The 25,920-nt window shown below is 61.2% G+C and carries 30 protein-coding genes; all 30 read right to left on the reverse strand.

Annotated features, from left to right (window positions below):
* Position 1: 1 nt before the first annotated feature.
* Positions 2–775 (reverse strand): DsbC family protein, encoded by a 774-nt coding sequence (locus ACUN9V_RS16905; RefSeq protein ID WP_445512252.1) that lies wholly within the window; start codon positions 773–775, stop codon positions 2–4.
* On the reverse strand, positions 772–1,425 hold the full coding sequence (locus tag ACUN9V_RS16910; protein WP_445512253.1) for a hypothetical protein: 654 nt from the start codon (positions 1,423–1,425) through the stop codon (positions 772–774). The genes ACUN9V_RS16905 and ACUN9V_RS16910 overlap by 4 nt, the downstream gene beginning before the upstream one ends.
* The gene (locus ACUN9V_RS16915; protein ID WP_445512254.1) at positions 1,395–1,976 is read right to left on the reverse strand and encodes a DUF2726 domain-containing protein; all 582 of its coding nucleotides are present in this window, start codon (positions 1,974–1,976) and stop codon (positions 1,395–1,397) included. The genes ACUN9V_RS16910 and ACUN9V_RS16915 overlap by 31 nt, the downstream gene beginning before the upstream one ends.
* Positions 1,973–4,927 carry a conjugative transfer ATPase gene (locus ACUN9V_RS16920; protein ID WP_445512255.1) on the reverse strand — a complete coding sequence of 985 codons (2,955 nt, stop codon included), beginning with the start codon at positions 4,925–4,927 and terminating at the stop codon, positions 1,973–1,975. The genes ACUN9V_RS16915 and ACUN9V_RS16920 overlap by 4 nt, the downstream gene beginning before the upstream one ends.
* The gene (locus ACUN9V_RS16925) at positions 4,927–5,421 is read right to left on the reverse strand and encodes a TIGR03751 family conjugal transfer lipoprotein (RefSeq protein WP_445512256.1); all 495 of its coding nucleotides are present in this window, start codon (positions 5,419–5,421) and stop codon (positions 4,927–4,929) included. The genes ACUN9V_RS16920 and ACUN9V_RS16925 overlap by 1 nt, the downstream gene beginning before the upstream one ends.
* On the reverse strand, positions 5,384–6,877 hold the full coding sequence (locus ACUN9V_RS16930) for a TIGR03752 family integrating conjugative element protein (protein WP_445512257.1): 1,494 nt from the start codon (positions 6,875–6,877) through the stop codon (positions 5,384–5,386). Before ACUN9V_RS16930 ends, ACUN9V_RS16925 begins: the two co-directional genes overlap by 38 nt.
* Positions 6,874–7,776, reverse strand: a complete 903-nt coding sequence (locus tag ACUN9V_RS16935; RefSeq protein WP_445512258.1) for a TIGR03749 family integrating conjugative element protein — start codon at positions 7,774–7,776, stop codon at positions 6,874–6,876. Before ACUN9V_RS16935 ends, ACUN9V_RS16930 begins: the two co-directional genes overlap by 4 nt.
* The gene (locus ACUN9V_RS16940) at positions 7,773–8,468 is read right to left on the reverse strand and encodes a PFL_4703 family integrating conjugative element protein (RefSeq protein ID WP_445512259.1); all 696 of its coding nucleotides are present in this window, start codon (positions 8,466–8,468) and stop codon (positions 7,773–7,775) included. The genes ACUN9V_RS16935 and ACUN9V_RS16940 overlap by 4 nt, the downstream gene beginning before the upstream one ends.
* Positions 8,458–8,880 carry a TIGR03750 family conjugal transfer protein gene (locus tag ACUN9V_RS16945; RefSeq protein ID WP_342595583.1) on the reverse strand — a complete coding sequence of 141 codons (423 nt, stop codon included), beginning with the start codon at positions 8,878–8,880 and terminating at the stop codon, positions 8,458–8,460. The genes ACUN9V_RS16940 and ACUN9V_RS16945 overlap by 11 nt, the downstream gene beginning before the upstream one ends.
* A 15-nt stretch (positions 8,881–8,895) precedes the next feature.
* Complete coding sequence (locus ACUN9V_RS16950; RefSeq protein WP_445512260.1) at positions 8,896–9,261, reverse strand: DUF2976 domain-containing protein; 366 nt, start codon at positions 9,259–9,261, stop codon at positions 8,896–8,898.
* A 101-nt stretch (positions 9,262–9,362) separates the two neighbouring features.
* Complete coding sequence (locus ACUN9V_RS16955; protein WP_445512261.1) at positions 9,363–9,596, reverse strand: TIGR03758 family integrating conjugative element protein; 234 nt, start codon at positions 9,594–9,596, stop codon at positions 9,363–9,365.
* Positions 9,596–9,943, reverse strand: a complete 348-nt coding sequence (locus tag ACUN9V_RS16960) for an integrative conjugative element protein, RAQPRD family (protein ID WP_445512262.1) — start codon at positions 9,941–9,943, stop codon at positions 9,596–9,598. Before ACUN9V_RS16960 ends, ACUN9V_RS16955 begins: the two co-directional genes overlap by 1 nt.
* Before the next feature lie 1,141 nt (positions 9,944–11,084).
* The gene (locus ACUN9V_RS16965; RefSeq protein ID WP_445512263.1) at positions 11,085–11,789 is read right to left on the reverse strand and encodes a TIGR03747 family integrating conjugative element membrane protein; all 705 of its coding nucleotides are present in this window, start codon (positions 11,787–11,789) and stop codon (positions 11,085–11,087) included.
* Positions 11,776–13,959, reverse strand: coding sequence for a type IV conjugative transfer system coupling protein TraD (traD, locus tag ACUN9V_RS16970; protein WP_445512264.1), 2,184 nt, complete (start codon positions 13,957–13,959; stop codon positions 11,776–11,778). Before traD ends, ACUN9V_RS16965 begins: the two co-directional genes overlap by 14 nt.
* On the reverse strand, positions 13,956–14,462 hold the full coding sequence (locus ACUN9V_RS16975) for an integrating conjugative element protein (RefSeq protein WP_445512265.1): 507 nt from the start codon (positions 14,460–14,462) through the stop codon (positions 13,956–13,958). Before ACUN9V_RS16975 ends, traD begins: the two co-directional genes overlap by 4 nt.
* Before the next feature lie 75 nt (positions 14,463–14,537).
* Entirely contained in the window at positions 14,538–15,296 is a 759-nt protein-coding gene (locus ACUN9V_RS16980; RefSeq protein WP_445512266.1) for a hypothetical protein, read from the reverse strand.
* 11 nt (positions 15,297–15,307) lie between these two features.
* The gene (locus tag ACUN9V_RS16985) at positions 15,308–16,030 is read right to left on the reverse strand and encodes a TIGR03759 family integrating conjugative element protein (protein ID WP_445512267.1); all 723 of its coding nucleotides are present in this window, start codon (positions 16,028–16,030) and stop codon (positions 15,308–15,310) included.
* Positions 16,031–16,040: 10 nt separating this feature from the next.
* A complete protein-coding gene (locus ACUN9V_RS16990) occupies positions 16,041–16,946 on the reverse strand; it encodes a hypothetical protein (RefSeq protein ID WP_445512268.1) in 906 nt (301 codons plus the stop codon).
* Positions 16,936–17,562, reverse strand: coding sequence for a PFGI-1 class ICE element type IV pilus protein PilL2 (gene pilL2 / locus ACUN9V_RS16995; RefSeq protein ID WP_445512269.1), 627 nt, complete (start codon positions 17,560–17,562; stop codon positions 16,936–16,938). The genes ACUN9V_RS16990 and pilL2 overlap by 11 nt, the downstream gene beginning before the upstream one ends.
* 146 nt (positions 17,563–17,708) lie before the next feature.
* Positions 17,709–18,503, reverse strand: a complete 795-nt coding sequence (locus ACUN9V_RS17000) for a hypothetical protein (protein ID WP_445512270.1) — start codon at positions 18,501–18,503, stop codon at positions 17,709–17,711.
* Positions 18,504–18,587: 84 nt separating this feature from the next.
* On the reverse strand, positions 18,588–18,830 hold the full coding sequence (locus ACUN9V_RS17005; protein ID WP_139313687.1) for a hypothetical protein: 243 nt from the start codon (positions 18,828–18,830) through the stop codon (positions 18,588–18,590).
* Positions 18,831–19,128: 298 nt separating this feature from the next.
* A complete protein-coding gene (locus ACUN9V_RS17010; protein ID WP_445512271.1) occupies positions 19,129–19,419 on the reverse strand; it encodes a hypothetical protein in 291 nt (96 codons plus the stop codon).
* A gap of 89 nt (positions 19,420–19,508) precedes the next feature.
* On the reverse strand, positions 19,509–20,045 hold the full coding sequence (locus ACUN9V_RS17015; protein ID WP_445512272.1) for an STY4534 family ICE replication protein: 537 nt from the start codon (positions 20,043–20,045) through the stop codon (positions 19,509–19,511).
* Between the two features lie 863 nt (positions 20,046–20,908).
* Positions 20,909–21,280: a histone-like nucleoid-structuring protein, MvaT/MvaU family gene (locus ACUN9V_RS17020; protein ID WP_445512273.1), complete on the reverse strand. Its 372-nt coding sequence runs from the start codon at positions 21,278–21,280 to the stop codon at positions 20,909–20,911.
* Between the two features lie 103 nt (positions 21,281–21,383).
* Complete coding sequence (locus tag ACUN9V_RS17025) at positions 21,384–23,417, reverse strand: DNA topoisomerase III (protein WP_445512274.1); 2,034 nt, start codon at positions 23,415–23,417, stop codon at positions 21,384–21,386.
* A 70-nt stretch (positions 23,418–23,487) separates the two neighbouring features.
* Complete coding sequence (locus tag ACUN9V_RS17030) at positions 23,488–23,907, reverse strand: hypothetical protein (protein WP_087721068.1); 420 nt, start codon at positions 23,905–23,907, stop codon at positions 23,488–23,490.
* Positions 23,894–24,100 carry a hypothetical protein gene (locus ACUN9V_RS17035; protein WP_075563459.1) on the reverse strand — a complete coding sequence of 69 codons (207 nt, stop codon included), beginning with the start codon at positions 24,098–24,100 and terminating at the stop codon, positions 23,894–23,896. The genes ACUN9V_RS17030 and ACUN9V_RS17035 overlap by 14 nt, the downstream gene beginning before the upstream one ends.
* Before the next feature lie 6 nt (positions 24,101–24,106).
* Entirely contained in the window at positions 24,107–24,679 is a 573-nt protein-coding gene (locus ACUN9V_RS17040) for a hypothetical protein (protein ID WP_445512275.1), read from the reverse strand.
* Positions 24,680–24,735: 56 nt separating this feature from the next.
* Positions 24,736–25,230, reverse strand: a complete 495-nt coding sequence (locus ACUN9V_RS17045) for a single-stranded DNA-binding protein (RefSeq protein WP_445512276.1) — start codon at positions 25,228–25,230, stop codon at positions 24,736–24,738.
* 110 nt (positions 25,231–25,340) lie between these two features.
* Positions 25,341–25,787 (reverse strand): DUF3158 family protein, encoded by a 447-nt coding sequence (locus ACUN9V_RS17050; protein WP_246837770.1) that lies wholly within the window; start codon positions 25,785–25,787, stop codon positions 25,341–25,343.
* Positions 25,788–25,920 lie beyond the last annotated feature (133 nt).

A 25,920-nucleotide genomic window follows, 5' to 3' on the forward strand; every position in this document is an offset into this window, starting at 1 on the left:
ATCATTGAATTTCCCTTTTAACCTCCCTAATCAGCTGCTGCGCGGGTACGTAGCCCTCGCCCATCTCGCCATTCGGCAGCACGATCGAGGGCGTTCCCTGCATTCCAAATCGCTGTCCCAACTGAAGCCCGTCATCGACGGCTGACTGACAACTCTTCGACGGTCTGGACGCAAGGGCTTCGCCATGAAACGCACGGGTCATGGCATCGTTGGGTGATTCTGAACAGAGCACCTGAGCCAGCTGATTGGCAGCTGGAGAGTGGCTGCCGGCGCGCGGGAATGGCACATAACGCACGGCGACACCGGCCTGTGTCAGCTGATCAATGTCCTGATGTAGCCTCTGACAATAGGGACAGGTCGTATCGGTGAAGACGGTGATGCGCCCGATCTCTTCGCCCTGGGCGGGATAGTTCACAGTACCACCTTCCGGAATGGCATCCAGTTGGTCCAGCCGATCCTGACGGTCATGCTGCTCGGTGACGTTGACGAGCCCCTCGGGGGCGTTGTCGTAGAGGCTACCCACGACCATGTGACGCCCCTGGGCATCACTGTAGAAGGTGTCGCCGTTGCGCAGTCTCACCTCGTAGATTGGCCCCTCGAGGTCGACGCGACGGATCGACTCCGGAGTGACGGGTTGACCGTTGATCACCAGTTCCTGCAGCGCTGCTGGCGGGGTCGCATCCAAGACGTCAGGGACCGGGATGTCGGTGGCCAGTGCCGGTACCGCCGACACCAGGTTCAGCCCAACGGCACATCCCAGAGTGGTAAATTTCATCTCAGCGCCTCCAGGCATGCGTGGACGGCGTCTCCGCCATAGGTGTCGATGGTCCAGCAGTCATTCAGGGTGATCGCCGGCAGTGAGAGCGATTCGTGGATGTCGAGGTAGCGACACCCGTCCCGCAACGCCTCACTGACATGCGCACGCCGGGTCGGCGAAATCCCCTGCCGCTTGAGTCGGGAGAACCGATTGCGCCCGATCTCAGGCATCGCATGTTCCTCGGTGGCGAACTCGCTGTGGCACCACCAGTTGGCGACATCCATCGACCAGGTGCGGCCCTCCCCCTCGTCGAACGTCAGGTCGAGCCGATGCGTGATCTGGAAATGTCCGGGGGGCAACGCCGATACATCCACTGCCCAGTGGAAGGTGACTTCGCCTGCCTGCTGCCCGTCCGGCAGCGTGATGAAGTGACCCAAATGACAGTCAGCGGATCCTCCCACGAAGTAGAGCCGGTTGGGGTAAGGCTGACGGAGGGTCCAGCCTGTCTGGGGGACAATGGGCTCCTCGAGCCAGCTCACCGATACCGATAGCGCAACGTCCTCGAGCGCGACGCCATCGAAAGGGTCGACCTGCAGGACCGGGAGCAGGTGCAGTGTTCGCTCTCGCGCGTCAAGGCTCATCGCGTTGTCGATCTGGGGTTGGGGCATATAACCGATCCTTCTTCCGAGGTCGTGAGGTAAGTCGCCAGGCGTTCATGAATCTCGTGAGCGTCGTAGCGGCCGCTGGCCGCGAAACGCAGAAGCGGCACCCCCGCCGAGGCAAAGGCCCGGTCCACGAAACGGTCGCGACGCTTGCGATCGCCACGGCGATGACTGCGATCGTCGAGTTCGATCGCGGCGAGGATGCGCCCACCGCGTGGCTCGCATAGCACGAGATCGACGTGCTTGGCGCTGATCAAACGGAAGTAACGCCACCAACGCTGATCGCGTCCGTGACGCTTGCGAAAGCGCACTTGGAGTACGTCGGCGATGCGGACCTTGCAGGCGATCAGCGACGTCGAACCCACGGCGCGCTGAACGGCCCCCAGGAATGCCTGCTCGGCGGGTGTGTTGAGGGAGGTTTGCACTACATAGGGGAGCGAGCGACCACGGCGGACGGACAGTTTCGTGAGAACCGCGCCGATGACCCCGAGTGCCAGTAGCCCCAATACGACCACGCCGACAAGGCTCATCACTTCGTTGATGCCGCTTTGGCTCATACCGCGACGTCCTCGTCCCGCGGAGGCAGGCCACAGGACTCGAACGCGGCTTCGTCGATGAAGCCGCGTTTGGCATCCATTTCCTTGGCGATGTAAATCGCCGCCTCCAGCTCGGAGCAACGATTCTCGAGCATGATGCTGCGCCGCGCCTTCTTCTCGTCCCCTTCGGTACCGGAGAGCGCAAGATACAGGCTCGGCTGGACCACGCGGAACAGCGATTCCACCGTCGAGGAGAGCACCACGCCCTCGGTGTACTTCTTAGAGATCTTCGAGGCTGACAGCAGCAGCTCCTCCTGTGCTGGCGACAGCGACTTGAAGCGCTTGATCTTCTGAACCTCGTCGGGCGGCATCACTAGACAGATCCAGAACTCGATCATGTTGAGCAGTTTCTCGGCGGCGGCGGGAAAATCCTCCACGTTTTGAGTGGCGAACCACAGCCAGTACATGAGCTTGCGGCCCATCTTGCCGACCTTGACGAAGAACGGGCTCAGCAGCGGATTGACCGTCACGACGTGGCTCTCGTCGATGATCTGGACGATGTGGCGACCGTCGTACTGGGTGCGCTCGGCCAGATTGGTGATCATGTTGGTGATCGAGATGACCGACAGGGCCAGTTGCGCGCCGTAGCCCTCGCGGGCATAGGTTGCCAGGTCGACCAGCGTCACGTCGCACTCCGGCCAGGGCTCGCCGGTGGAGTTGAACACCTCGCCATCGAAACCATCGCAGAACAGCCCGATGTTCATGCCCATCTCGTTGGCACGGCGTTGGGTTTCCTCGTGGACGTCGGGGTCGCGGGAGATCGCGAAGAACGCTTCTCGCACGTCTTCGGTCTTGCACGGCCGCCCCTCCTCGAAGGTCAGGCGCGCGGCGCGCATGATGGCATCGCGTACCATGCGCCGGTCGGCACGCCGAAAGCGGCGCTCTTCCTCCTCCTCGCCGCCGGTGACCATCAGCCGCGCGGTAATCTCCATCTCGCCGAGCAGATCGCGCTTGTCCTCGTCGAGGCTCTCCTCCTCGTCTTCGTCCTCGATCGGTGCCGGCAACGCGTCGTCGACGCTTTCTCCTCGGGCACGCGCCTCGGCGTCTTCGGCAGCGCGGCGGCGAGCGTGCTCGTCCTCGAGCAGTCGATGGGCTTCCAGGAACGGGGCCAGTGACACGCCGGATCCGGGCGACAGCTTGACCTTGTTGACGCTCAGGCCATTGCGCTCGAAGTAGTCGGCGAGCAGCCCGAAGCTGTTGCCGACCTCCAGAATGAACAGGCGCGGCCGGCGTACCGCCATGAGCTGAGCGCACATGGCGGTGAGTGACGCCGACTTACCCGCTCCGGTCGGCCCGCTAATGAACGCGTGGGCGTTTTTCTCGCGATCGGCCAGATGGAAGGGATCGAAGGAAAGGGTTTCACCGCCCCGGTTGAACATCGTCAGGCCCGGACGGCCGGTGCCCCGGGCACGCCCGAAAAACGGGCTCAGGTTAGCCAGATGCTGGACGTAGTTGTAGGCCGTATACCAGCGGTTGCGCGCGTCCTTGTCGGGATCGAACGCCATCGGCATCCAGCGCAGATAGGTATTGAGCGAAGCGATCTCGTCTTCCGGCTCCACGGGTTTCAGGCTCGACTGATACAGCTTGGTGCTCAGCGCTTGGCACTTCTGGCGCAGATCCGTTTCGTCTTCTCCACGCACGTAGAACACCAGCGACGACTGGTACAGGTAATGACGCTCGGCCATGAATTCCTTGGCCTTCTCGCAATCGCGGCGCACGCTGACCGCGAGCACGCTGTCGCCGTGGGCCTTGTCCTTGAGCCGGTTGATGTGGTCCTCGAGCGGTTCCTGGGGAGACGCGACGATGGTCAGCACCATGACCGTCCCCTCGGGAAGCACGTCCATCAACGCGTTGGAAACCTTGGATTTGCTCCCCTGGCGTTTGACCTCACCGGTGATATGCCCGATGTCGGGACGCCGGCGCAGCTCATCGACGACCAGGCAGCGGTGCGGCAGGCCATCGAAGTACCAGAGACCCTTGTCCGCGTCGGACTCAGGGGCCTTGAACAGCACGTCACCGCCCAGGTCGTAGTCATACGGCAGGTTATCGTCGCCGGGATACTCCACCAGGTCGTAGAACGCCTGCGGATCCTCGGGCGACATCGCCGGTCGCGGGTTGAGCCACACGACCATCCAACGATGGAAATCGCGTCCGTCGTAGCGGCGCAGCGTCAGGCCCACACCCTCCAGCGCCGAGGCCAGCCGGTCGTAGACCATGTTGGCCTCCTCCTCCGGCGTCAGCGGTTGCCCGCGCCCGGACTGGGCCTGCTTGTTGAGGCGACGATAGAGTACCAGCCGCGTGCGACGTGTCTGGCCCTTCCAATGGGTCTGTGTCACGACGTCGTCGTGGAAGACGCCGCCTTCTTGGGAGATCGACTTTAGATGGCGCTCGAACTGTCCCAGCCACTCCTGGGTGTAGGCCGTCTCCAACAGGCCGCTGGATGTCCGGGTCGACTCCGGGTCCGGACAGTCGATATAGGCTTTCAGGCGCTCCATGATGTCGCGGTAGTCGACCTCATCCTGGGCATATATCTGCGCCACCCAGGGCGAGTTGTCGTGCTGCGGGAGCGCGTCCTGGAACGCCCCCTCGATCAGGTCGCGCTTGGCGGTTAACCATTCCTCGGAGCGCCCTTCCGTCGCCAGCGGCACGATCTCTGCCACGATCCCCACCGAGCGGCAGTCATCCATCAGAAAGCTCTGCGACGACGGCAGGTATTCGATGAATGGCAAATAGTTGGCGAACGACGGCGCACGCTCGTAGAGCTTGTCGACGTCGCGTTCAGTGATCGGCTTTCCGCGCGGCACCGATGTCGAACGCCCGCCGCGTGGTGTGTCGGGATGATCCCCTACCGCTTCGAAGTCAGGCTGGCCGGCATTGCCGAACCAGCGGTTCATGAGCGCATTGAACGACATCAGCGCGTCCTCCCTGCCGGTCGCGCACCCTCCCCGGGCATGGCGTATTGCGGCTTGTTGTAGAGTGGGAACACCGTTGAGTAGCCCGGGACCGGCACCGACTCGCCGCCGGCGAGATGGGGATAGACGAACATCACCAGATCGGGATTGGGCAGGCGCGAAAATTGACTGTAAATCTCGTTGGCCGCATCCCGGGTATAGCGCGTCTGCTCGGCTCGCATCTCGCCGTCTCCGATCGGGCGGCGAAGCGCACCGCGAGCGTCGTCCACCGCACGCTGACCCAGGCTACCGGTATGGTGGCTTTCGCCACCGACCGTGGAACCCTGCTCCCAGAGCTCCTGCATGGTCATGCCGTTGGTCGGCATCAGCTCGGGCTTGGAGGTCGCACAGCCCGACAGCAGCGCGATGCTGATCAATCCCAGCGCGGCGATCGCGACTCGCGCCGTCGCGCGGCGCTCAGTCGAGCCCGACTGTGGTTGCGGTTGACGTGTCATAGCGCACCTTCCTCCCTTCGGTCTCGTAATCGATCGGCAGCTGCTTGTTGATGTGGATGGCCACGTTCTGCCCCGGGGGGACATAGACCGCTGCGAACGCTTCGCCGTAGAGCTTGTTGACCCACTCGCTCATGTCGTTGACGCCCTGGCTCAGGATCTGGCCCACGGCCTGGTTACCGCTCATGGCCTGGGAGATCGAGCCGTCGCTGCCGAACGAAGTGATCGAGGTCGAGTCGTCGTCGGAGAGCATCGTTGCCGCGCCAGCGCCGGCGGCCGTCAGCAGCCCCTGGGTGCCGAGATACTGCTGTGCATTGCTGCGGCGCATGCCGCTGATGCAGGGAAGACCCGCCTGGTCGCTGATCCAGCCGATGGCGTCCCCGCCACCGATGGTCTGGTTCTGGTTGCTGCGGTTGTCGTTACCGCCACCGCCCTGGTTGACGTCTTCCGGTGAGGGCACGGTACGGATCGTGCCGTCCTCGAACACGAAGGTGAGACTGGTGATGTTTCCGCGTACGCAGGAGAGCGTCCAGTCGCCGGTCGCCGTGCCACTGGCGACGGCGGCCTGCACTTCGGGCAGCTCGATGCCGTTGGCCGTGAGGTTGTCCTTACCGATCATCACCTTGAACGGATAGGGATCGTTGACCGTGCCATCGACCGGCACTCGTCCCAGTAGCGCCGTCATCGCCAGCGAGCCCATCAGAGTCGAGTTCTCGGGGATGGTGTAGATCGGCTCGACCGTAGCCTCGTCCGGCTGGCCGGTAGCGCTCGCCTTGATCGCGCTATTGGCACGGGAGGCCGCGTCACCGACATCGCTCGCCGCCGCCTTGAAAGAGGTCGGGAACGCCGGCCCCTCGTCGCGGCGCGAGTTGGCACGCCCGGTATCCTGACGCTGATCCATCGGCTCGACCCACGCCAGGTTGCCGCCCCCGCCATAGCTGCCGGTAGGGCCACCGCCGCCCTCGAGACCGAGCCCGATCGGCATGTCGTCATCACCGCTCTCTTCTTCGTCGCCGGTGAAGCCGTCCTTGAGGTTGCGGATCTGGCCCTGGAGGTTGTTGAGCAAGCTCTGATTCTGTCGACGCTCTTGCGTGAACCCATGCTGCTGGTCGCGCAAGGCACTGCGGATACGCCCATCCACATTATCGTTACGCTCGGCCAGCTCCTGATTCTGTTCGCGCAGCTTGTCGTTGGCATCGAGAATCCGGTTCATGTCCTCGCGCATCGCCCGCGTCTGGCCCACCAGGGTGGCCACGGTGTCCTCCGGCGTGTCCCCCTCGATGCCCAGCGCTTTGAGTTCGTCCTGACTGAGCGTCAGCGAAGGATCCTTCTTGTCGAGCGAACCCTGCTGTGTCGGCCGATCCGAATCCGAACTCGGCCACATCACGACGATGGCCAACGCCAGCGCCAGAAACAGCGGCACGAGTACCTTCAACAGGCCGTTGCCCTGCAGCTTCATGAGTCACCTCCTACCCGGATGCCGTCTTCGAAGGATGTGGACGTGCCACCGTCTGCCGAATCGGAGAGCGGCAGGGCCTGCGCCAAAGGCTGCCCACGCGTCACGATGAACGCGGTCGTGGTATCCCTGACGCTGCCGCGCTGACCGAGCGTCGGGTGCATGAAGGTCGCGCTGTATAGATCGCCCTGCAGCCAGCGCGGATCGAGTTCGAAGGCGCGCGACGGGTCGCGATTCGAGAGTCGGACCGCCGTGACCACCCAGCCGTTGAGCTTCCACGCGGCCATGGGCGTGGGCGTGACCGGCAGCGATGGCAGCAGCGACGGCATACGCTCGGGTAAGCGCATTGCCACGCGATTGATGCCCCGGACGGGCTCGAGGGTGCGGGTCGGCGCGTAAAGCGACTGCGCCGCGTAGCGGGTCAGCACTACCGGTACCGGCGTGTGAGCCTGCGCCGCCTCACCGGCCTGCCGCTCGGCCTTGCCGGACGACGAGGAGGCGGCAGAGGCCCTATCGCTGGCGTCGGCGGATTCGCCACCCGGGAAGACTACCTGGATCTCCTCGTCGCTGGCACCGCTCTCCTTGGCGGTCAAATCGAACAGGACCACCTCATTGGTTTCGACGTCCTGAATGCGCACTCGCTGCGTATCGAACGGCTTGTTGGCCTTGAGATAGATCGCGCCGCCGGCACTCTGCACGCGCAGCGTATCGGCACCGGCGATCTCATGCGGCAGCCCGACCCGGACATTACGATCGAGCACGATGACACGCTCGCTGCCTACAGGCAGGTCGATGGGAAGTGGCTTGCGATCCCAGTGCAGGATCTCGACAGCCTGCGCCTGGGTCGCCACGAGAAGCGCCAACAGGACGATGCCGTGGCGAATGATCGACAGTGGGTTCATGGCTGGGCTACCTCGCTGGATGAATCGGCGTCGCTATCGTCGTCGGCATATCCCAGTCGCTGAGGCACGCCGGCGAAACAGCCTTCACTGGAACCAATCTGCAGACCCCAAGGATTGCTGTCGGGATCGTTGTCCACACGACTCACGTAGACGGGATAGCGGACGTAGGCGTCCCTGACGGACGTGCCGGCATAGGACTCGCTGACGCCCATATCGAGGGTGGCGATCCAGTGATCGCGATCGATCACCCGCACACCGCCGGGTCCGTTGGGCGACGCGTTCTGGAACCCGCGACCCGGGATTTCGTAGATGCCCCTGACTCGCCCCTTGAGTTCGCCACGGGAGCGGCGCTGCTCGTACTCGTTTTGGAGATAGTTCTTGCAGGCCGGTGTCAGGAAGGTGCTGTAGGCGTTGATATTGCGCTTGTAGTCGGCCTCGCCGTTGGCCGGCCAGCGGTTGATGGTCTGCCAGACGTAGACGGCGAAGGTGTAGATGTTGGGCTCGGGAACTTTCCACCACTCGCGCGTGCTGCCCGTGCGCAGATCGGGAGGCGTGTAGACCGTCAGCCGGTCCGGCGCGGTCTTCCAGCCCCAGAAAAGCCCGGCGCAGACCAAGACGAGAATGCCGATCGCGGCGCGCAGCGACGTAATGTGCGCGTCGCGCGCCGACAAGGCATGGCGCTTACGACTCATGATGGCCCCCCTGATGACGCTGGCGACGACGGGATTTCTTCACTACCGGGCGTCGCACCGGATCGCGGCGAATTCGCCAGCGAATCGATTTCTGGATCAACTCACTACCCCCGGGTACCGGAATCCCGAACGTCTCGAGCTGCCATTGAATGCGGCGGTAGACCCAGGAGGTGGGACGGCCCCGTCGCAGGCGGCGCATGAAAGTGCCGCCGAACCACAGGAACAGGGCCGCGCCCAGGAACATGCAGGTCGGAACCATGGCCCCCATGCCCACGATCGCCCAGCCGACGATCCCGACGGGAATGAAGAACACCAGTCCCGACGCGGCACAGATCACCAGCTCCTTGCCGGTCATGCCGCGAAAAACCACGGGCGTGGCGTTCAGACGAGAGGGAATGAACTCGATGGTCATGGTCCGACGTCTCCCTCAGCCGCCCATGATCGGGTCGCCGTAGTTCGCCAGCCAGATGACGACCACGATCATGAGAACGCCGAAGCCGAGCACGGCCCCAAGCACACTCCACTCCCCGCGTTTCTTGGACTCGTTGAAGGCCCAGATGAGGCCGACGATGTAGACGAGGATGGCGAACGCCGCCAAGGCAATGAAGCCCAGGCTGAAGCCTTCCTGCCCCACCCCCTGGATGGTGCCGAAGAGATCGCCGTCGGCACCCTCGGTAATGCTCTCCTGCTGCGGTAGTGCAGCCATGGCCACCGAGGGCAAGGCCATGAGGACGGCAGCGGATGGCGCGAACGCGCCTCGGGCGCGGCGGAAGAGGTTCATGAAGGATTTCATCGCTCGATTCTCCTTGGGTCACTTGCTGGGGTTGCTTGCCATCCGCCCACCATGGCGTGGGTGGCCGGCATTGCCCCGGATGGGGCGTTCTGCTGCGCCCGCTACCGCAGAAGCAGCCAGAAAAGAATCACCACGACCATCACGCCCCGGATGAAGCTCCAGGTCATGATCCACTCGCCGAAGCGGCCGCCCGTCCAGCCGCGCCAGGCGCTGATAGTCAGCCAGGTGAGCCATAGAATGGCGAGCGCGCAGCCGACGCTGGCGATCAGTAGGTAGACGGTATCGGGGCTTGCGCCCGCGCCGGCTTCGAAGGCGGTGCTGGTCGAAACAGCCATTACTGCCCCCGGTCCTCGAGGTAGTCGCCATCTAGCGCCTGGGGCTGGCGTGGCAGCAGACGGTCCGGCGCGAGATAGGCATCGATGCCGCTGGTGATGGCGTGCAAGTCATCGCGCAGACGCGGGATATCGAAGTAGATCCGCGTGGACTCGGGATCCGCGTTTTGCTGCCTCGCATTGATGCGATCGACCATGACCTTGATCTGCTCGATCTGGGTCTGGATGAGCGCCAGATCGCGGCGCTGAATCTCGTCGATGTCATCGGCCTGTACAGGTGCCGACAGGCCGCTGGACAGCACGAGGCTCGTGAACAGAGAGAAGAGGGAAAAACGTTGGCGCACCGTCATGGTTGAGTCCCGTCGTGAGTGGTGACGACATGGCCTCATGGTCGAGGCAACTCACGCAGGGATCAGCCGAAAACGTTAAGCGAAACAGGTGGGTATTCTTGGAAGAAAATTGCAGTGGGCACCCCGGCTGTTAGCCGGGAGAGAGTTCGTAAAACTTCGACTTAGCTAGAGAGAAACTTGGTTGCGGGCATGCTTATGGACTGTTCATTAGCTTGCGATCATCGCCGTCTAAGGAGACGGTCGGTCCACTCTTTCTCCAGAACACTCAACCTTTTTTTATTCACACCCCGTAAGCCTAAGAAAGAGCGGTACTCTGAGTACTTCAAGAAAAAAGCCAGCTTCCAAGCAGCAAGAAAAGATAACGTTCCCCTTAGCCGCATAATCTCAAATTTCAGCCTACTTCTATTTCTTACACCCGTTTGCTTCTTGACATCCGCCGCTTGCTTCATTTCTGCGGGAGGTAGATCTTCAAGCCGGACGGCTTCAGCCCAAAGCAAATCTATTAAAATCAAACACCTTCTTCTCACCCCGTCATGATAAATGAGCCAAGTCTGCAAACTATCTCTTACATTGAGATGCCGCATTTCTTCGTCATCGGGGCCTATTCTCCCGTATCTCCACAGGGAGCTCTCGTTATCAAGCAAGGCCCTGAGAGGTCTACCTTGCCTCAAAACTTCCGTACCAAATATTGGATACACATCGCCAACCTGGACCTGTCCCTGCATTATCTTTAGACAGACGTCGGCTAGCAAATTGCACACGGATTGCAAAGCAAGAACACACTGGGTATCTCTCCTACTCGAAGAATAGCTTTGAACTACGTCATCGATCGCGGTCAACCGAACTTTATCAGCGACTTGGTAGTATTCCCCTCGTTCTCTCCCGATGAACACGACCACCTCCCAACTTCTTTGGGAATCCCGCCACCTATCACCAAAAAACTCTACGAACACCAGACGTTGCTGTTTTCTCTGCGAGGCCATTAGCGCAATTTGCGCTAAACCTACTAAAACAAGTAAGCAGGTAGCTAGCGCAGCCATCAGCGAGTATAGCGACGAATCTTCCATTTCAAGTCCATTTTGTGAAAAATCCTTATATAGGGTGACTAATTAAAGGAAAAAATTCCACATTAAAATCAAGGCTATAGATACTTCTTGAAGCTTGATGTCGCGATGGCGATCATCAGCCCGAACAGCAGCGCGCACGGCAGCAAGAACAAATTCGGGTGGATCGAGAACGGCAATGACAGGTAGATCAGCCAGCCGGCCAAGAAAATCGGTGTCACCATCCGCTTGGCGTGATGGTAGATGAACGCCGACTCGCGCCCCGCGCCAAAGCGGCGCAGATCCCGGCTCACCAGCCCGTCGATGAAGCCGACCAGGGCGGCCAGTATGAACAGCGGTGAGGTCAGGATCAGGATGACGCAACGCGTCAGTGTCATCAGGGTGACGTACATACCCGCCTGCAGATAGGTCTTGATCACGTCGATCCAGCCTTCCGAATCGCTACCCGACTCGGCCCATGCGGCAATCCCCGACTTCACGAACAACCACTGATAGCAGGTGTCCACGATCCGATTGGCAAACTCCATGGGTGCCGAGACCAATAGCGAGCGAGTGAACTGGCTGTCCAGATAGCCCATCTCGGAAAGCATGGTCTGATAGGCGTGGTCCGATCCCGTCTGACTGAACCAGCCGAAGTAGATTCCCACCCACTCGATCACGATCGAGCAGAAGATCGAGACCACGACGATGGCAATAAGCGTGAACGGCAACTTCAGCAGCGTGCCGATGAGGCCACTGCGTTTTTTCTCGGCGCGCTGCGCCGGCGCGTCATCCCTCGCCATCGTTCACCTCCCCGGCCTCGCCATGAGACATGCTGCCACCACCGTGGCGATCGGATGCATCCTGACGGCTCGCCAGCACGCTGAAATCCACGTGGATCGGCGGCGGCATGACCCCTTCCCACCACTGATCGCCCGTCGCGTACTTCGCTCGCATTCGCGCGGCAATGTCCGCCACGTCCTTCGGCACGTCCTCGGTCTTGTCCGGCAACGGCAGCGGCATGCGGATCTTCCACAGCTGCCCGCCTTCAAGCAGCGCGAACGCTTGGCCCTTGGGCAGGTTGATCACGTCGTTGGAGGTCAGCATTTCCACCGACTCGGTACCAATACGATCGCCGGCTGAGGAGCTGAAGTCCTGATCGGAATTGACGTCAGCGTTATCGCTGGCCATCGAGACCATCAGCCGGGTCGCCACGTTGACCTTGGCGAGCTGATCGGTGAGCAGCCGCGCGGTGCGCTCCTCGCGTACACGCAGCATGATCAGGTTATTGAAGTTGCCCACCACCTGACCCGCCTTGGCCGGGGAACCGATACGCGCCTCAATGTCCGACAGCGTCTGGGTGTAGGCCGTTACTTGGATGCCGGCACCGCCGCCCTTGTTGATCAGTGGGATGAACTCGTCGCCCATCAGTTCGTTGAACTCATCACAATGCAGGTTGATGGGCTGTTTATGGCTCCCGCCCTGCCCCGGCAACCCATCCTCGGAGCCAAACTTGTAGATGTGACCGGCCACCGACACGATGTCAGCGAACATGCTATTGCCAACGGCCTGCGCGACTTCGAAGTCGGAGAGCGCGTCGAGCCCGACGTAGACCACCCCCTTCTTGCGAATGATCTGCTGCCAGTCGATGATCGGGCGCTCGTCCTCAATGTCGTTGTAGTCCGGTGACAGCAGCTCCGCGATCTTGCCGCTTGTTAGCTTCTCGAGCAGCGGCAACAGCGAGGCCACAATCTTGTCAAAGTAGGTCTTGTCGTAACGTACCGCCGACAGCAGACCATCCAGGACAGGATCGGTCAGTGTCTCGATGACTTCGGGCTGTTGCAGGTATTGGACGATCGCCACAACCCGCTTGTGACGCCCCACCATATTGCGCGGCATATTGCGGTCATTGAGCTTGCCCTCGATCTCCGTGATCTGTTGGTTCGAGCCTGGCATCTGCTGTTCCAGCGTCTCCTGGACGTACTGCATCAGCAGCGCATCGATGTTCACCACGTCGGCCAGGATCTGACCGTAGCTTGGCCGCTCGCCCAGGGCGTGGCGCGCCCGAGCGACGATGTTGACGAAGCGCCAGGCGAACTGCCGAAACGCAGCAGAGTTGCCTTCGCCGGAGAGTTGGCCTGTCACGCGTGTCGATACCTCGGAGAGCCGCGAGAAACGCCCCACAGCGTTGTAGCGGCATGACACGTCCGGCCAACCCAAATGAAATATATAGAATTCGTCGCCGCGACCAGCCTTCTGCGCCTCGGCATACATGCGTATCATCAGGTCCGCATCGCCCTTGGGGTCGAAGCAGATGGTGATGTCGCCACGGCGAATGTCCTGGGTGATCAGGATCTCGGCCAGGCGCGTCTTGCCCACGCGAGTCGTCCCCTCGACCAGGGTGTGCCCCACCCGCTCGCCCAGCGGCATCCAGACGTCGTGCTCTCTCCACTCGACGGCATGCAGCGCGGGACGCCCGCCCACCGGCGGCAGCGGCCTCACTGGGTTCAGGAAAGAGTCCCACCGCAGCAGCGCCGCGATATGCTGGCCAACAGCGCCGCCTTCCATCGACTGTTCCAGCCGGCGCGCTCGCTGATACCAGGGACTCGGCAGGACGTAGCTCTTGGCCCCGGGCTGCGCTGCTTCATGCAGGCGTTGGGTATGCTGGGCGTCCCATTTGAAACCCTTACCCAGCCAGAGGCTACGGCGGCTCAACGGCACCTTGCGCGCCGGCAGCGCGAAGCGCGGCAGACGGCGCATGTTGCGGCGATAGCGCAGCACGGTCCATGCCTGACGAAAGCGCCAGGCCCCGAACGCCGCAAAACCGCCCGCCATGGTAATGCCCACACTTGGCGCCAGTGCGAGCGACCAGGGCGCCCAGATACACAAGACCGCGCACCCGGCGCAGATCCAGACGGTGTAAAGCTCGACCGCGGGCCGCAGGAGAGATTCGAGGGGATGGTTGCTGCTCATTGCTCGATACCTCGCTGACTGATCAGCGTAGGGTAGTGACGAAGTCCCAGCCGCTCGGCCAGGCCATCGCCGGACACTGGCCGCAGTTCGAGCCCCTGGGCGGCGTTGCGAAGCGCCTGCAAAGCCTGCTCGTCCCGGACCTGCACGACCAACCCCACCGCGTTCATCTCGCGCAGGATGTCACCACGCTGGGCGAGCCACTGCCGGGACAGATCGTCATCGCCAATCAAAAAGATCGGCGTAAATCCGCCGGGCAGATCCAGCTGACGCGGCGCCACGGTGCCGGGGGTCAGCTGCTCGCTCTCGAGCGGCAGCATGTCTTGCTCCCCGTAGGGGCGGGACGGACGTGGTGTTCCGCCTAACTGGGTCGCATAGCCCTCTTCCTCGTCGACCCCCGCGCCCTTGATGGCCACGTAATAGGGTCGCGCGGATTCACCACCGTGGTCGGCAACCACCATCAGTTGAGGCAGCCCCGGCGGTCGCTCGACGGGGGCTTGTGCCATTGCTGCTATCGACATGAGCGTCACTGCGCATCCCGTTAGCAGGCTGAGGCAGAGTGATTTTTTCATCGAGGTCTCCTATCGAATCGCGACTTCAGCCATCCAGGGCCGCTGCTCGGGCGTCACCCAGGTGACGTCGGATTCTGGTGTCCGTGGGCTCGGCGTAACCCACGTCAACGCCTCATCCGTCGCGGCTGCGGTGGTGCTCACGACCGACGATACGGCAGGTCGATGAGCACGCTTCAGGGCGGGTGTCTGGCGCGCAGCCATCAGTGCCGGCGACGCCGCTTCGAGAGACGGAGACGCGCCGAGTCGGGCTAGCTCCTCGCTGACCACGGCCCGATATCGCTCGGCAGGACGACCGCCTGCCGGACGGTGATAGCGCCCCGCCGCGATCAACCAGTCGCCGGCCTCGTCGAAATGGTGACGAATCAGCGCCGCCGCTTCATCGAGATTGGCGTAGGGGTCGAGGCCTTCGCAGGGATCCGCGAAACGCTGGCCGTCACCAAACAGTTGTGGCTGCCAGCGCACGTTCAATTGGGCGATCCCGACGTCGACGATCTTCGTTGTCTCGAGCGCATCGGTGAGCGCCTGGCAAGCCGAGCCCCGATCGCCGAAACGCATCGACTTGCCAGCGACGTTCAACGTCCAGGGCCAGGGACGACGTCCGGCATTGAGGCTGACCACCGACTCGGCGCTGGCCACCGCGTACAGCACCGCCGGCGGCACGCCATGGTCCTCGGCGGCGACCACGTAAGCGGACGGAATGTCGGGTTGCCCGGCGTGCGCGATCCCGACGACCAGCACCGCGACCAGCCCAGTTGTCGCTGCTTTCAACCCCCGAGGGATCATGGGTCAACCCTCGGCGCAACGCGCGGCAGATCGCTGCTGTCGACGTTCAGCGAGCCGCCATGGTTGAGCGTGATCGTGCCGGCGCGAACCTTCGCCGGCGGAATGCCCATCTCGGCCGCCCAGCTGCGGATGCGGTCATCGTTGCCGTTGGAATCCACGACCCAGATGTCCATGGCCGCGCCGGTGCTCAGTAGCCGCTTCACGGTGGTCTCACACTGGCTGCAGCCCTCGGTAGCCACCACCACATTCAGGCGCTGGCTGGACGTTGACGGGTTATTGCCGAATACCGATTGCGGCGCGTCCTCGCCCCCTTTCGTGGTGAACGAGTTGACCGGCATGTCGTTGGGATAGAGCCGCTGCCAGGCGTCGTCGTAGGCGCGCTGGAACGCGAGTTCCGCTTCGACGCGGGCACGCTCGGTCTCGACCAGCTTCTCGGCGTACTTCTGGCGCTCGGCTTGGCTACGCGCTTCCAGGCCCAGCGCGATCAGCGGATCCAGGTTGGGGGACCAGGTTCCACGCGGCCCCTCCATGATTGACTCGTAGCGTTGATACTCCTGCTGGTTCAGGCCCCAGGCTTCGGCAGCCCGCTGGCTGCTCTGCTCGACCCGTGTCTGATCGATCCGAGTCGACTCGCTCTCCTGCCCCTCTTGCGCCCAGACCGGTAAGGCAGCGAACAGCAGGAGCGCAATGCCCAAGCGTCGGTCACGAATCATCATCATGGGTCTCTCCTCAAGGAACCGGGACGACCACGGTCTGGCCGTTGATGGTGAACGCCGCCGAGTGGCTCTCGATCGACGAGAGGTGCCACTGCCCGATGCTCTGCCCTTCACCTATCAGGCGCAGATCGCTCAAGCGCCCTGCGGCCCCAGATGCCACGGCGAGATAGCTGCGCCCACCGCGCAACTCGACGCCCGACACCGAAAATGGCGGTGACGGCGGCTCGGGCTCTCGACGGACCTGACGTTGACGCTTGAGCTGACTCTGCTGGGCACTGGTCTTCTGATTCGCCCGCAGTTTGCGCACCTCCTCGATTGACGCCTCGAGCGACTGCTCCTCCTCCTGCGCGGCACTGAATCGCACGTCCACGGAGCTGGACAGCTCATCGACCCGATCGGAAAGCGCTTGAAGACGCTCGGGCAGCGCCTGCAGCGGAGATGTCTGGCGACGTGCCTCGAGATCGTCCATGCGAGAGTAGATCTCGCCGAGGCGGTTGCTGGTACCCTCGGTCTGACTACGGCGTTCGTCCTGACCGCTCTGCAGTTCCTCGATGCGCACACGCAGCTGATCGATGACCTGCTGCTGTGACTGCAGGCGAGATTCCACAGTCGGACCCTCCGGCTCACTGTCGACAAAGACGACGAGATAGACAACGGCCAAGATGATGACAGCACCCAGCACCAGCAATGCCAGACGCAACGGGCTCCAGCGTCTGCGCCGCTCCACATAGGGCGTGTAGCCTGGCTCCTCGTCAATGGCACCCTCGCGATGGGCGTCCCCGGGGCCCTGCTCACCGACATCATCGTGATGGGAGAATGAGGGCTCACGACGTCCGGCGTCCGAGTCGATCGGCGTTCCCAGGTGGGATTCCTGTTTCGGCTCGCCGGAATCTCCGTGAGTCTGGCGTTCATCCGTCATGGCCGGTCTTCTCCTCGATTAGACGCTGGTCGCGCACCTGGTAGCAGATGGTCCGCGCGATGGGGTCGGTCTGGACCTCGAAAGCACTGCCGGCGAGCACCTGAAGCGCCTCGCGAAGCGGCATCGGACCCAGGCGGAAGTGCGCCGCTGGCAGTGGCCGGCTATAGAGCAATTCTTGGGGTTCTTCCTGAGGAGCGCAGAGGCTGTAGCCGGTATGCTGCAGGGTGTAGCGCAACCCATCCTCAACGGATGGGGTCATCGACGCGGGGATCGAGATATTGACGGTCTGTTCGAGTAGATTGCGCTGTTGCAACGTGGCATTGGCCGTGACCAGGGCATAGCGCCCGCCCCGCATCACCTCGACTCGAGACGCATCGCGATTGCGGTAGACGTCCGGCTCGACCTCGTGCGAGGGCTGATCCAACCCGGTCGCCACCACGCGGGACTGACCCGCCCCATCGCCTCGAGCGATAGTCATCTTGTCGGCGTTGGGATAGTCGGCAGCTAGGCGTTCGCTCTCGCTCGGCTGCGGTGCCTGCTGCTGATGGGCGCACCCAGCGGTGAGCGCAATCAGGAATGCTAAGGGAATGACACGGGTTTTCTGGTAGGGATACATCGAGCTTGGCCTCGCGCGCGGGGAACCTGAATGATCGTAATCACCGTGCCGAAGGCCAACCGCACTCGCGACGGGAAATGTTAATTGCGCTCGTGACGCTTTCGACGGGCCAAAAAAAACGCCCCGTAGGACGTTCAGAATTCAGATCACTGGAAGTATTTGGAGAACGTTGCAACGACCTCTTCGTTGATGGTCACGCCCAGTTGATCGGCAGAAAATGCCAAGGCACTACGACAATCCTTCTTGTCTGCAACCCAGCTGGCTTCCCCGGTAGCCGGATCTCGACTGAATATCGACCACGAGCTAGGCGCAAACGGATCCGGTCGGTAACCGATCTCGAGACAGCTCTCGGGCCTGAATTCGTTGCATACCATCACGTCGATCGAGGTGGGTCCTAAGCCGACGATTTTCATCAGTGGCAAACCCTGTCCGCATGCTGTCATACCGATCGTGTCCAACACTTGGCCATGCCATCGGCTACCACTGGCGAATTGAAGCGCAATCGACTTCATGACTTCAGCATTGGACCGGAACGGACCGTCTTCTCGAGCGATGACGACGTAAACTCCATCCTCGACGTCGAGACACCACCCCTCATGCTCAGGGAAAAAGGTCGGCCATCCGGCATCGGCTAGCGCCGTTGCCAAATTGGCAGCCGTGTCGGAGTCCCACTCCGGACGCGAAAGCTCCGCTCGTACCCGCTTTATCAGAACGTCACGTTCATCCTCGTCGCTTTCATTCGAAGAGCCACCTAAGTTGAGTCGCTCGCGTAACCGATCGACGTTTTCGGCATCCAGGCTCTCGCCGGCAAGCTCTTTTATCTCGTCGGGAATATCCCAATCAGACACGTCTCCCTCGGCGGTGCGTTGAAGCAACCTCAGACCCGCTAAGATGACGCCAATGTCTTCATTGGAAAGCTGATAATCCAGGCAATCACTCATGGGATCGCTCCTCTGTGTATCGGTGTGATCGGAGCCACCCCCTCGGGGCGTGGCCCCGATTGGGTGAGTGGGTTGAGAAGACGCTCAGGTCAGCGTGACCCGCGTCATTGGACGAGTGGTGAAGGCATCGAGCGCCGTCTCCGGTGAGTCACCGGAAAAGGGCCGCCCCAACGTGTCGAACACGATCCAGGGACCGTGGCCGTAGTCACGCTCGATGTCGAAAGCCGGGCGCAAATGCCCCATCGGACACGCTGGCCAGGCTGGATTGCCCTCATAGACACTGTGAGAATCACCGGCGGACCCCGGTTGCAAGCAGTACGGTTTCATGTCGATGGCTCCTTGAAGGAATGGAGCCATCCCACCGGGAAATGGCCCCGGGTGGGAGAAGAAACGTTAAGTCCGTCTGACGACGGAGCTGTTTTGAAGGGTTCCGGGAGGTTTATCCCGCTGGAACGAAAACTGCCTCCCGAAGGAGGCAGCTCATGACATGTAAGGATCGGCCTGTGTCAGCGTTTCCGTCGCGCTTCCAGCTTGCGATGGACGGTATAGGCATAACCACCAGCAACCGTCATCGATACGGTCAGCACGACAAAAATTGTACCCAACAGCAGGTTTGCAGAGTCCATCAGGCATCACCTCCATCGGTTTCGGCCTTGGTTATCAGTGAGTCTAGCATGCCTTTGGCAATCCCAGCGATCAGGGTCAGGACGAGAAAAATCGCACCTGCCACGAAAGCAGTGAGATAGCCGTCGGGCTGTGTCTTGAGTGCTGGACCCAGAAGAGCTGCAACAACGCACGCAGCGGTAATACTGCTGCTGATTCGATCAGCCGCGTCAAATATCGCGCGAGCGATGCGAAGTCGAGAAGAGTAGGACATGACATCTCCAGTCAATGCTGCAAGAGAGATGTCGCCCATGAGGGAGAGATCTCCCTGCGAGCGGGTGGGTTAAACCACACCCCCGGGAAGCTAACGCTTTCCCGGATGGTGAGGTGGTTGAGGTGGAATCAGACGACCGCTTCGGCGGCACCGACCGATCCGCTGACGGCGGGTTGGGCAGGCACACCGGTTCCCTGCGACGCTGTATCGTCAGCCTGGGCACTGATATCGATTGATGGGGTTTCGTCACGCCGTGGCGATTCATAAACCTTGTCGCCATCCACCTTGGCCCAATTGACGAACAGTAGACGCGCCTTGAGGCTCACGGCTGTTTCGCCAGCGCGATCACCCTTGGTCCGCGTGAACAGATCGGGATAGAGGTCGCCGAGCTTGAAGCCGATCAGGATCTTGGGCTCGTTGGTACCCTTCTCCTTGCGATCGGCCACGGTTGCGGCAAATTTCTTGACCAGCTTTTCCGCTTTGGCACCGCTAACGCGGCAGTCGAAACGGCGATATTCAACATCATTGGCAGGACCATTCAACGCGGATATGTCGCAAGCCCAGAAGGCTTCGCCACGCTTGGGCGTGATCTTGCGGATCCGATTGACATAGCCAACGCCAGTAATGTGAAGGTCGAAGAACTGATTATCGGTCGAGTTGGACATGGTGTTACTCCTTGGATCGAGTCGTAGGACTCCAGGAGACACACCATCCCATCCGGGAAAGTGTTCCCCCGGATGGGTGGTTCGGCGCGAGGCCGAGAATTCGGAAGTGGCATCCAGCTCAGGTGAGCGCCGTCTCTCGGGATGCGTTAACGGCTTCGGGAATTGCCCGAAGGCAAAAAGGCGTCACTGATGACCGTCAGTGACCAGCGGCTTACATCGACAGGATTGCGCCACTTTTTCACGGCGTCAACCCCCTATCATCGATCGTCAATCGCAAGCCGAGGCAGCGAACACATCGCCGCCTCGCCTTGGGATTGAGGACCAGAACTGCGCGTCCAGTCGGCTACCGATACCGGTTTGGGTAGCAAGTATGAAATTAGCCATCATGCCGGCCATCGGCCATGCCCCTCGTAGTCATGGTTCGATTGCCACTGCATCCGGTCCCGAATCATGGCGTTGGACCGATACGATTGTGCGCGGATCCCCGCACAAAGGGAGCCCAGGGGTCAGGCGGTGGGCGCCGCCACAGTGAAACAAAGTCCAACCGGCCAGCGAGTCATCCTTTGAAAAAATGACTCGCTGGCCGGTCGAGATGGGCTTGAAGAAGGGGTCGACGACCGGTCGACCTGAAACATAGGGAACCTGGAACCCGCATACACGCCAATGTAGTGCAAGAGAGCCTTGCGAAGGGGTGCGCATTCTCACCAGGTGTTTGCGCTTTGGGTTCGGACCCAAGGAGAGTCCAAAGGGACCAACTGATAACCGTCAGTTGGCAACGGGGTGCCTGACCATTATCAGTTAGTCCTCCCGCTTCATCAAGTCGTGTGCCGAGGCTGGCATGCCTTGTCACGCCGCGGTTAACCTCATTGCTCTTCGCGAACTACCCAACCCTCAACGGTTTCACTGCCATGCTCATCCTTCCAGGCCTTGAGTGCTTTATGATTCCCACCACGGGTCTCGATCACCTCTCCGGTGTTGGGATTCTTGTAGATCTTCAGCTTTCGCTTTCGCCGCCCATTTGCTGTTGACGACTGAGGCACATAACGAGTGTCATCCGGCGATAATAAATCGATAACGTCTTTCGCCTTCTTGTCATACTCCGCCATCAGTGCTTCGAGCTTGCCTTTGAACTCGAGCTCGTTCTTCAAGCGTTGATCGCTTTCCAAGACTTTGAGTTCTTCCGAAAGCTGCTTGAGTAGTTGCTCTTTCTTCGTGTACTCACTCAATAACGACACTGGTCATAACCTCACATTTATCGATTTAAACGACAAGAATTATACCACGGTAAACATCAAATGCTCTGATAGTTGAAAACATGGTATTCATATACAACGTTATTCAATTGGAGTTCCTTTTTCTTTTCACTGTTTGCTTCGTGCCATGACGACGCGTTGTTTTCAAAATTGCCTTTGTTCCATCGCACTCGGGATAGCGGGAGCATGACCAGAAGGGGCCATTGCTGCTCTTGCGCTGGCGCATTTTCGCCTGACACTTGGGACAGGTTTCGCCGGGTGCCTCGGGCAGATTCAACTGAGGCTGCTGGAGCGCGATCTCAATAAGCTTATCGAGCAGCATGCTCTGTCGCTCCATGAAATCATCCAGCGTCATTGTCCCCTCGGCCACCTGGTCCAGCGCCTGTTCCCACAATGCGGTCATCCCAGGGTTGCTGATCTGCGGCGGTAGCGCCGCGATCAGCCCCTGCCCCACCGGGGTCGAAACGATCGTACGCCCCTTCTTGCGAATGAACCCTCGCTTGAGCAGTATCTCGATGATGCCGGCACGAGTCGCCTCTGTGCCAATACCGGCGCTCTCTCGCAGCCTAGCGCGCAGACGTTCGTCAGTGACGAATCGGGCCGCGTTCTTCATCGCCGAGATCAACGTGCCTTCAGCGAATGGCTTCGGCGGCTGGGTCTGGCGATCCTTCACCAGGAGATCCACGACCGTACAGCTTTCCCCCTGACGGAGAGGCGGGAGCGCCTGCGCGCCGGACGCTTCCTCCTCCTCGTCATCACCGTCCTGCCCTTTGCCCTTCCCTCGGGGGAATAGCGCTTTCCAGCCCTCGACCCGCACCTGTCGTCCCGAGGCCACGAACGTCTCACCAACGAGATCCAGACGCGCATCGGTCTGGTCGTACTCATGGGCGGGCAAGAACTGCGCCAGATAATGGCGACGGACGAGATCGTAGACCCGGAACTCTTCTTCGCTCATTCGCTCGATCCGGCAGGGTGCCGTGGTGGGAATGATCCCGTGGTGGGCCGTGATCTTGCTGTCGTTCCAGACTCGGCTTTGGAAATTCTGATCCAGGCGCTCGATAACCGGCGCGAGCTTCTCCTCCGAATACAGGAGCGCCGTCACGACGGTCCCGACCTCGGACAGCATCGACGTCGGCAGGTAGCGGCAGTCGGTACGCGGATAGCTCGTGGCCTTGTGGGTCTCGTAGAGGGACTGGGCGATGTCGAGCACCTGCTGGGCGCCGAAGCCGAAACGCTTCGAGCACTCCTGCTGCAGCGTGCCGAGGTCCATGACCAGTGGCTGGGCCTCACGCTTGCGCGATGTCTCGACGGACGCCACCGTGGCCTGGCCGCTCTGGCACCGGGCCGCGATCGTCCGCGCCGCCTCTTGATTGATGCAACGGCCTTCCTCGTCGAGCCAGTCAGCGTTGGCAGGCAGCCACTTCGCCTGGAACGGACCACCCTGCGCCTGTAGGTTCGCCACCACATCCCAGAACGGCTTGGGCACAAAGCTAGCGATCTCCTGATCCCGTCTCACGACCAGAGCCAGCGTCGGCGTCTGTACGCGGCCCACCGACAACACGCCCTGATGGCCCTGTTGCTGAGCCAGCACCGAAAACGCACGAGTCAGATTCATGCCAACCAGCCAGTCCGCACGGGAACGACCCAGGCCCGCCTGGTACAGCGGCCAGGTCGACTCCCCAGGGCGGATGTTGCTCAGGGCCTTGCGAATCGACGCTTCATCCAGCGCCGACAGCCAGAGGCGGGAGACGCGGCCCTGGTAGCGACAAGCGTCGAGGATCTCGCGCCCGATGGTCTCGCCCTCCCGATCGGCGTCGGTGGAGACGATCACCTCGCTGCACTGCTTGAGCAGCCCCTGAATCACCTTGAACTGCTTGCCGGCATCCTTGCGCACCGTGTTCTTCCACTGCGTCGGCCGGATCGGCAGCGTGTCTAATGACCAGCGCTTGAGCGCCGGATCGTAGGCTTCGGGAGGGACCTGTTCGAGGAGATGACCAAAGGCCCAGGTGACGACGACGCCATCGCCCTGCAGACAGCCATTGGCTTTACGGGTTGCCCCCAGGACCGCACCAATATCGCGCGCCTGAGAGGGTTTTTCGCAGAGGAACAATCGAGACATGACACCGGGCCTCACAGAATGTGTATGGCCTCAGCGTGACGAGCTGGATCAGGGGATTCAGCTGGGAATGTTAATCGAGCTGGAGCAGATAATGCGCGTCGTCGATGATCCAGGCTTCCGCATTGCCATGGGCAGCACCGCGCGTGTTGTCTTCGGCCACACAGGCGATCTCAGAGTGTCGTGTCAGCGCCAGGGCCATTCGCTGAGCCAACGGTCCATTGAACGGAATGTCAGCATCGAGCCAGAACCACTGCGCCGTGGAGGCGTTATCGATGGTGATGACCTCACCGCTGAGCCAGCGCATGGGGATCAGGTAACGCCCCTGACCGGGCTTGAGAATGGTCGGTTTGAGCAACGTGCCATCGGGGGCGAAACGACATGTGACCGCACCGTCGATGACAGCCTGAATGTCCGACTCGATCAGCGGGCGATGTCCCAGGCGCGGGCGAATGAAGAACCGTTGATAGACCGCTGCCTCAGTCTCTTTCATCCTTGAGCATCCCCAGGTCGATCCATTCGACGATCGTATCGGCGCTGATACCGTACTCTCGCATCAGCGCTCTGAGCTGAATACGAAACTCGACGACACGGCCAGTCGCCTGCGTATCGTCGAGTTCCCGGAGCATGTTGCCCAGCTGTTCATCCAGGCTCCAACCATCCTTGATGGTGAAGATGTTGGGCATGAGCAATCAGTCTAACGCGGCCTTGAGACGCTGTGTCAGCGCAGACTCCATGGCATTGCCATCGAATAGAGTTCGCTTGTCAGCCGGTGCCCAACTGTAGTGGATGCGCGAGCCCGCGCCACTCTTCTCGATCTGAACCCGCTGCAGGATCGAGTATCGTGTCCCTCCAACGGTCTGCCGTCCGTAATCACCGAGATTGTAGTAGGCCCCCGGGGTGCGGTCGTGCTTCCAGGCTATATCGCCCATCTGCATTTTTGCAGTGGTGCTCTCCGGACTCTCGAAGTCATTAGGGGATCGGAACCCCATCGCCGACTTGATCCGAGCGTAAGCGGTATCGACGTCGACACGGGAATCGATGTCGACCGATCCGCTCTGGCTACCCAGACTTGTCGCATCGGCCGTTTCTCCCTCGGCATTGGTTGCCACTTCCTGCGGCGTCTCGCTGGGATCGTAGTTCAGCGGCTCACCCGTCACCGGATTATTAAAACAGGTCACGCAGACGCCGTTCGAGTAGTAATGATCCTGCGCCGCGCAGCCTGCCAGTGCCACCATCCCCACTGCCATCACCCAGTGCTTCATCCCAGCACTCCTTGTCTGTTTGATGATAGAGCCTTCCTTCGAGTCAGCGAGCCCGCTCATTCCGAATAGCTCGGATCAGACCCCGCCGGGTTATCCCATTCACCTTCCGGTCCAGCGGCTTTAGGATAAGCTCCCTGTTGCGGAGCCTGGGACGATGAAGGCTGCCGTGGCGCTTGCTGGCCCTGTGCCGGCTCGAGCTGAACCTGGGTGACGCGGAAAGGCAGGATGCCGATGCGTACGGCCTGCACCTTGAACTGCGACCGGTTATTACCTCCTCCGTCCCGCCATTCGTCCAGCACCATTCGGCCCGATACCATGACGCGCAGTCCCTTCTGATACAGCCGAGCCCATTGCTCGACATCGCGATGCCATATCTCGACGTTCGCCCAGAAGCCACCCTTGTCGACGTTGCCGGTATCGGTCGGCACCGGATTATCGAATCGGACGTTCAGTCGCATGACGCCACGCGATGGCTGATTGCCATTGGGGGAAAACATTTTCACTTCTGGATCCGAACCAATGTTCCCCTCGCCCATGAAATGCGTGCTCATCTGAATCTCCTGAATCGAATGTATGCCCGACTACAGTGGCCGGGAGCGGCAAAGGACGTCAGCGAGAAACGTTAAGGCCGGTTGCGAACTATTCCGGACCGTTGCAGATGTCAGACCATGGCCTCGATCTCGCCGAGATCGCTCAGCAGGCGATTTAGGCGATCGACCTGTCGAGTCGCCGCCGCAACTTTGGCATTGAAGATCGCGCGCTCGGTCTCGATCTCGACCAGTTGACGCTTCATCCCCACCGATATATCGCCGAACTGGAGCACGGCTTCGAGCAAGCGTCGTCCCATCTGGGTCTGCGCCTTGTCTCGCCACTGCACTGCGCGAACGCGCCCACCACTGTTGTTGTGAGGCTTCAGCCAGAGACCTGCCTGGACCACGGTTCGGTTGTAATGGTTGGCGAAGTCCGCTGCCTCTTGCCACATCCGCCGACACTCCACGTCTAGCTCGTCCCGAAATCGGATCATCTCCCCCTTACCCTTAAAGGGTTTTAAAAGGCCCTTTGCGTACTGATTCAGTGCAAAGTCCTGACGCTGTTCCAGTGCAGTCATCGCGCTCACGGTCCCATCTTGTATTCGTTGCAGATACTGGCCGCCCCAACACCCTAACCTGCTATTGGCGGAGTGATTACAGTGGAATCACCCTGATCTGCTCTTGGTGGAGTGATTACAGTGGAATCACCCT

Source organism: Salinicola sp. V024 (assembly GCF_052645315.1).

Excerpts from the sequence above, each read along its gene's own strand:
- ACUN9V_RS16985 (WP_445512267.1), bottom strand. The coding sequence starts at position 16,030 with ATGATGATGATTCGTGACCGACGCTTGGGCATTGCGCTCCTGCTGTTC.
- ACUN9V_RS17040 (WP_445512275.1), bottom strand. The coding sequence starts at position 24,679 with ATGAAGCACTGGGTGATGGCAGTGGGGATGGTGGCACTGGCAGGCTGC.
- ACUN9V_RS16910 (WP_445512253.1), bottom strand. The coding sequence starts at position 1,425 with ATGCCCCAACCCCAGATCGACAACGCGATGAGCCTTGACGCGCGAGAG.
- ACUN9V_RS16905 (WP_445512252.1), bottom strand. The coding sequence starts at position 775 with ATGAAATTTACCACTCTGGGATGTGCCGTTGGGCTGAACCTGGTGTCG.
- ACUN9V_RS16925 (WP_445512256.1), bottom strand. The coding sequence starts at position 5,421 with ATGACACGTCAACCGCAACCACAGTCGGGCTCGACTGAGCGCCGCGCG.
- ACUN9V_RS17030 (WP_087721068.1), bottom strand. The coding sequence starts at position 23,907 with ATGAAAGAGACTGAGGCAGCGGTCTATCAACGGTTCTTCATTCGCCCG.
- ACUN9V_RS17010 (WP_445512271.1), bottom strand. The coding sequence starts at position 19,419 with ATGGGCGACATCTCTCTTGCAGCATTGACTGGAGATGTCATGTCCTAC.
- ACUN9V_RS17050 (WP_246837770.1), bottom strand. The coding sequence starts at position 25,787 with ATGACTGCACTGGAACAGCGTCAGGACTTTGCACTGAATCAGTACGCA.
- ACUN9V_RS16940 (WP_445512259.1), bottom strand. The coding sequence starts at position 8,468 with ATGAGTCGTAAGCGCCATGCCTTGTCGGCGCGCGACGCGCACATTACG.
- ACUN9V_RS16935 (WP_445512258.1), bottom strand. The coding sequence starts at position 7,776 with ATGAACCCACTGTCGATCATTCGCCACGGCATCGTCCTGTTGGCGCTT.
- ACUN9V_RS17005 (WP_139313687.1), bottom strand. The coding sequence starts at position 18,830 with ATGAAACCGTACTGCTTGCAACCGGGGTCCGCCGGTGATTCTCACAGT.
- ACUN9V_RS16920 (WP_445512255.1), bottom strand. The coding sequence starts at position 4,927 with ATGTCGTTCAATGCGCTCATGAACCGCTGGTTCGGCAATGCCGGCCAG.
- ACUN9V_RS16930 (WP_445512257.1), bottom strand. The coding sequence starts at position 6,877 with ATGAAGCTGCAGGGCAACGGCCTGTTGAAGGTACTCGTGCCGCTGTTT.
- ACUN9V_RS16965 (WP_445512263.1), bottom strand. The coding sequence starts at position 11,789 with ATGGCGAGGGATGACGCGCCGGCGCAGCGCGCCGAGAAAAAACGCAGT.
- ACUN9V_RS17035 (WP_075563459.1), bottom strand. The coding sequence starts at position 24,100 with ATGCCCAACATCTTCACCATCAAGGATGGTTGGAGCCTGGATGAACAG.
- ACUN9V_RS16975 (WP_445512265.1), bottom strand. The coding sequence starts at position 14,462 with ATGGCACAAGCCCCCGTCGAGCGACCGCCGGGGCTGCCTCAACTGATG.
- ACUN9V_RS16950 (WP_445512260.1), bottom strand. The coding sequence starts at position 9,261 with ATGAAATCCTTCATGAACCTCTTCCGCCGCGCCCGAGGCGCGTTCGCG.
- ACUN9V_RS17000 (WP_445512270.1), bottom strand. The coding sequence starts at position 18,503 with ATGAGTGATTGCCTGGATTATCAGCTTTCCAATGAAGACATTGGCGTC.
- ACUN9V_RS16990 (WP_445512268.1), bottom strand. The coding sequence starts at position 16,946 with ATGACGGATGAACGCCAGACTCACGGAGATTCCGGCGAGCCGAAACAG.
- ACUN9V_RS17015 (WP_445512272.1), bottom strand. The coding sequence starts at position 20,045 with ATGTCCAACTCGACCGATAATCAGTTCTTCGACCTTCACATTACTGGC.
- traD (WP_445512264.1), bottom strand. The coding sequence starts at position 13,959 with ATGAGCAGCAACCATCCCCTCGAATCTCTCCTGCGGCCCGCGGTCGAG.
- ACUN9V_RS16915 (WP_445512254.1), bottom strand. The coding sequence starts at position 1,976 with ATGAGCCAAAGCGGCATCAACGAAGTGATGAGCCTTGTCGGCGTGGTC.
- ACUN9V_RS16945 (WP_342595583.1), bottom strand. The coding sequence starts at position 8,880 with ATGACCATCGAGTTCATTCCCTCTCGTCTGAACGCCACGCCCGTGGTT.
- ACUN9V_RS16955 (WP_445512261.1), bottom strand. The coding sequence starts at position 9,596 with ATGGCTGTTTCGACCAGCACCGCCTTCGAAGCCGGCGCGGGCGCAAGC.
- ACUN9V_RS16960 (WP_445512262.1), bottom strand. The coding sequence starts at position 9,943 with ATGACGGTGCGCCAACGTTTTTCCCTCTTCTCTCTGTTCACGAGCCTC.
- ACUN9V_RS17045 (WP_445512276.1), bottom strand. The coding sequence starts at position 25,230 with ATGAGCACGCATTTCATGGGCGAGGGGAACATTGGTTCGGATCCAGAA.
- ACUN9V_RS17025 (WP_445512274.1), bottom strand. The coding sequence starts at position 23,417 with ATGTCTCGATTGTTCCTCTGCGAAAAACCCTCTCAGGCGCGCGATATT.
- pilL2 (WP_445512269.1), bottom strand. The coding sequence starts at position 17,562 with ATGTATCCCTACCAGAAAACCCGTGTCATTCCCTTAGCATTCCTGATT.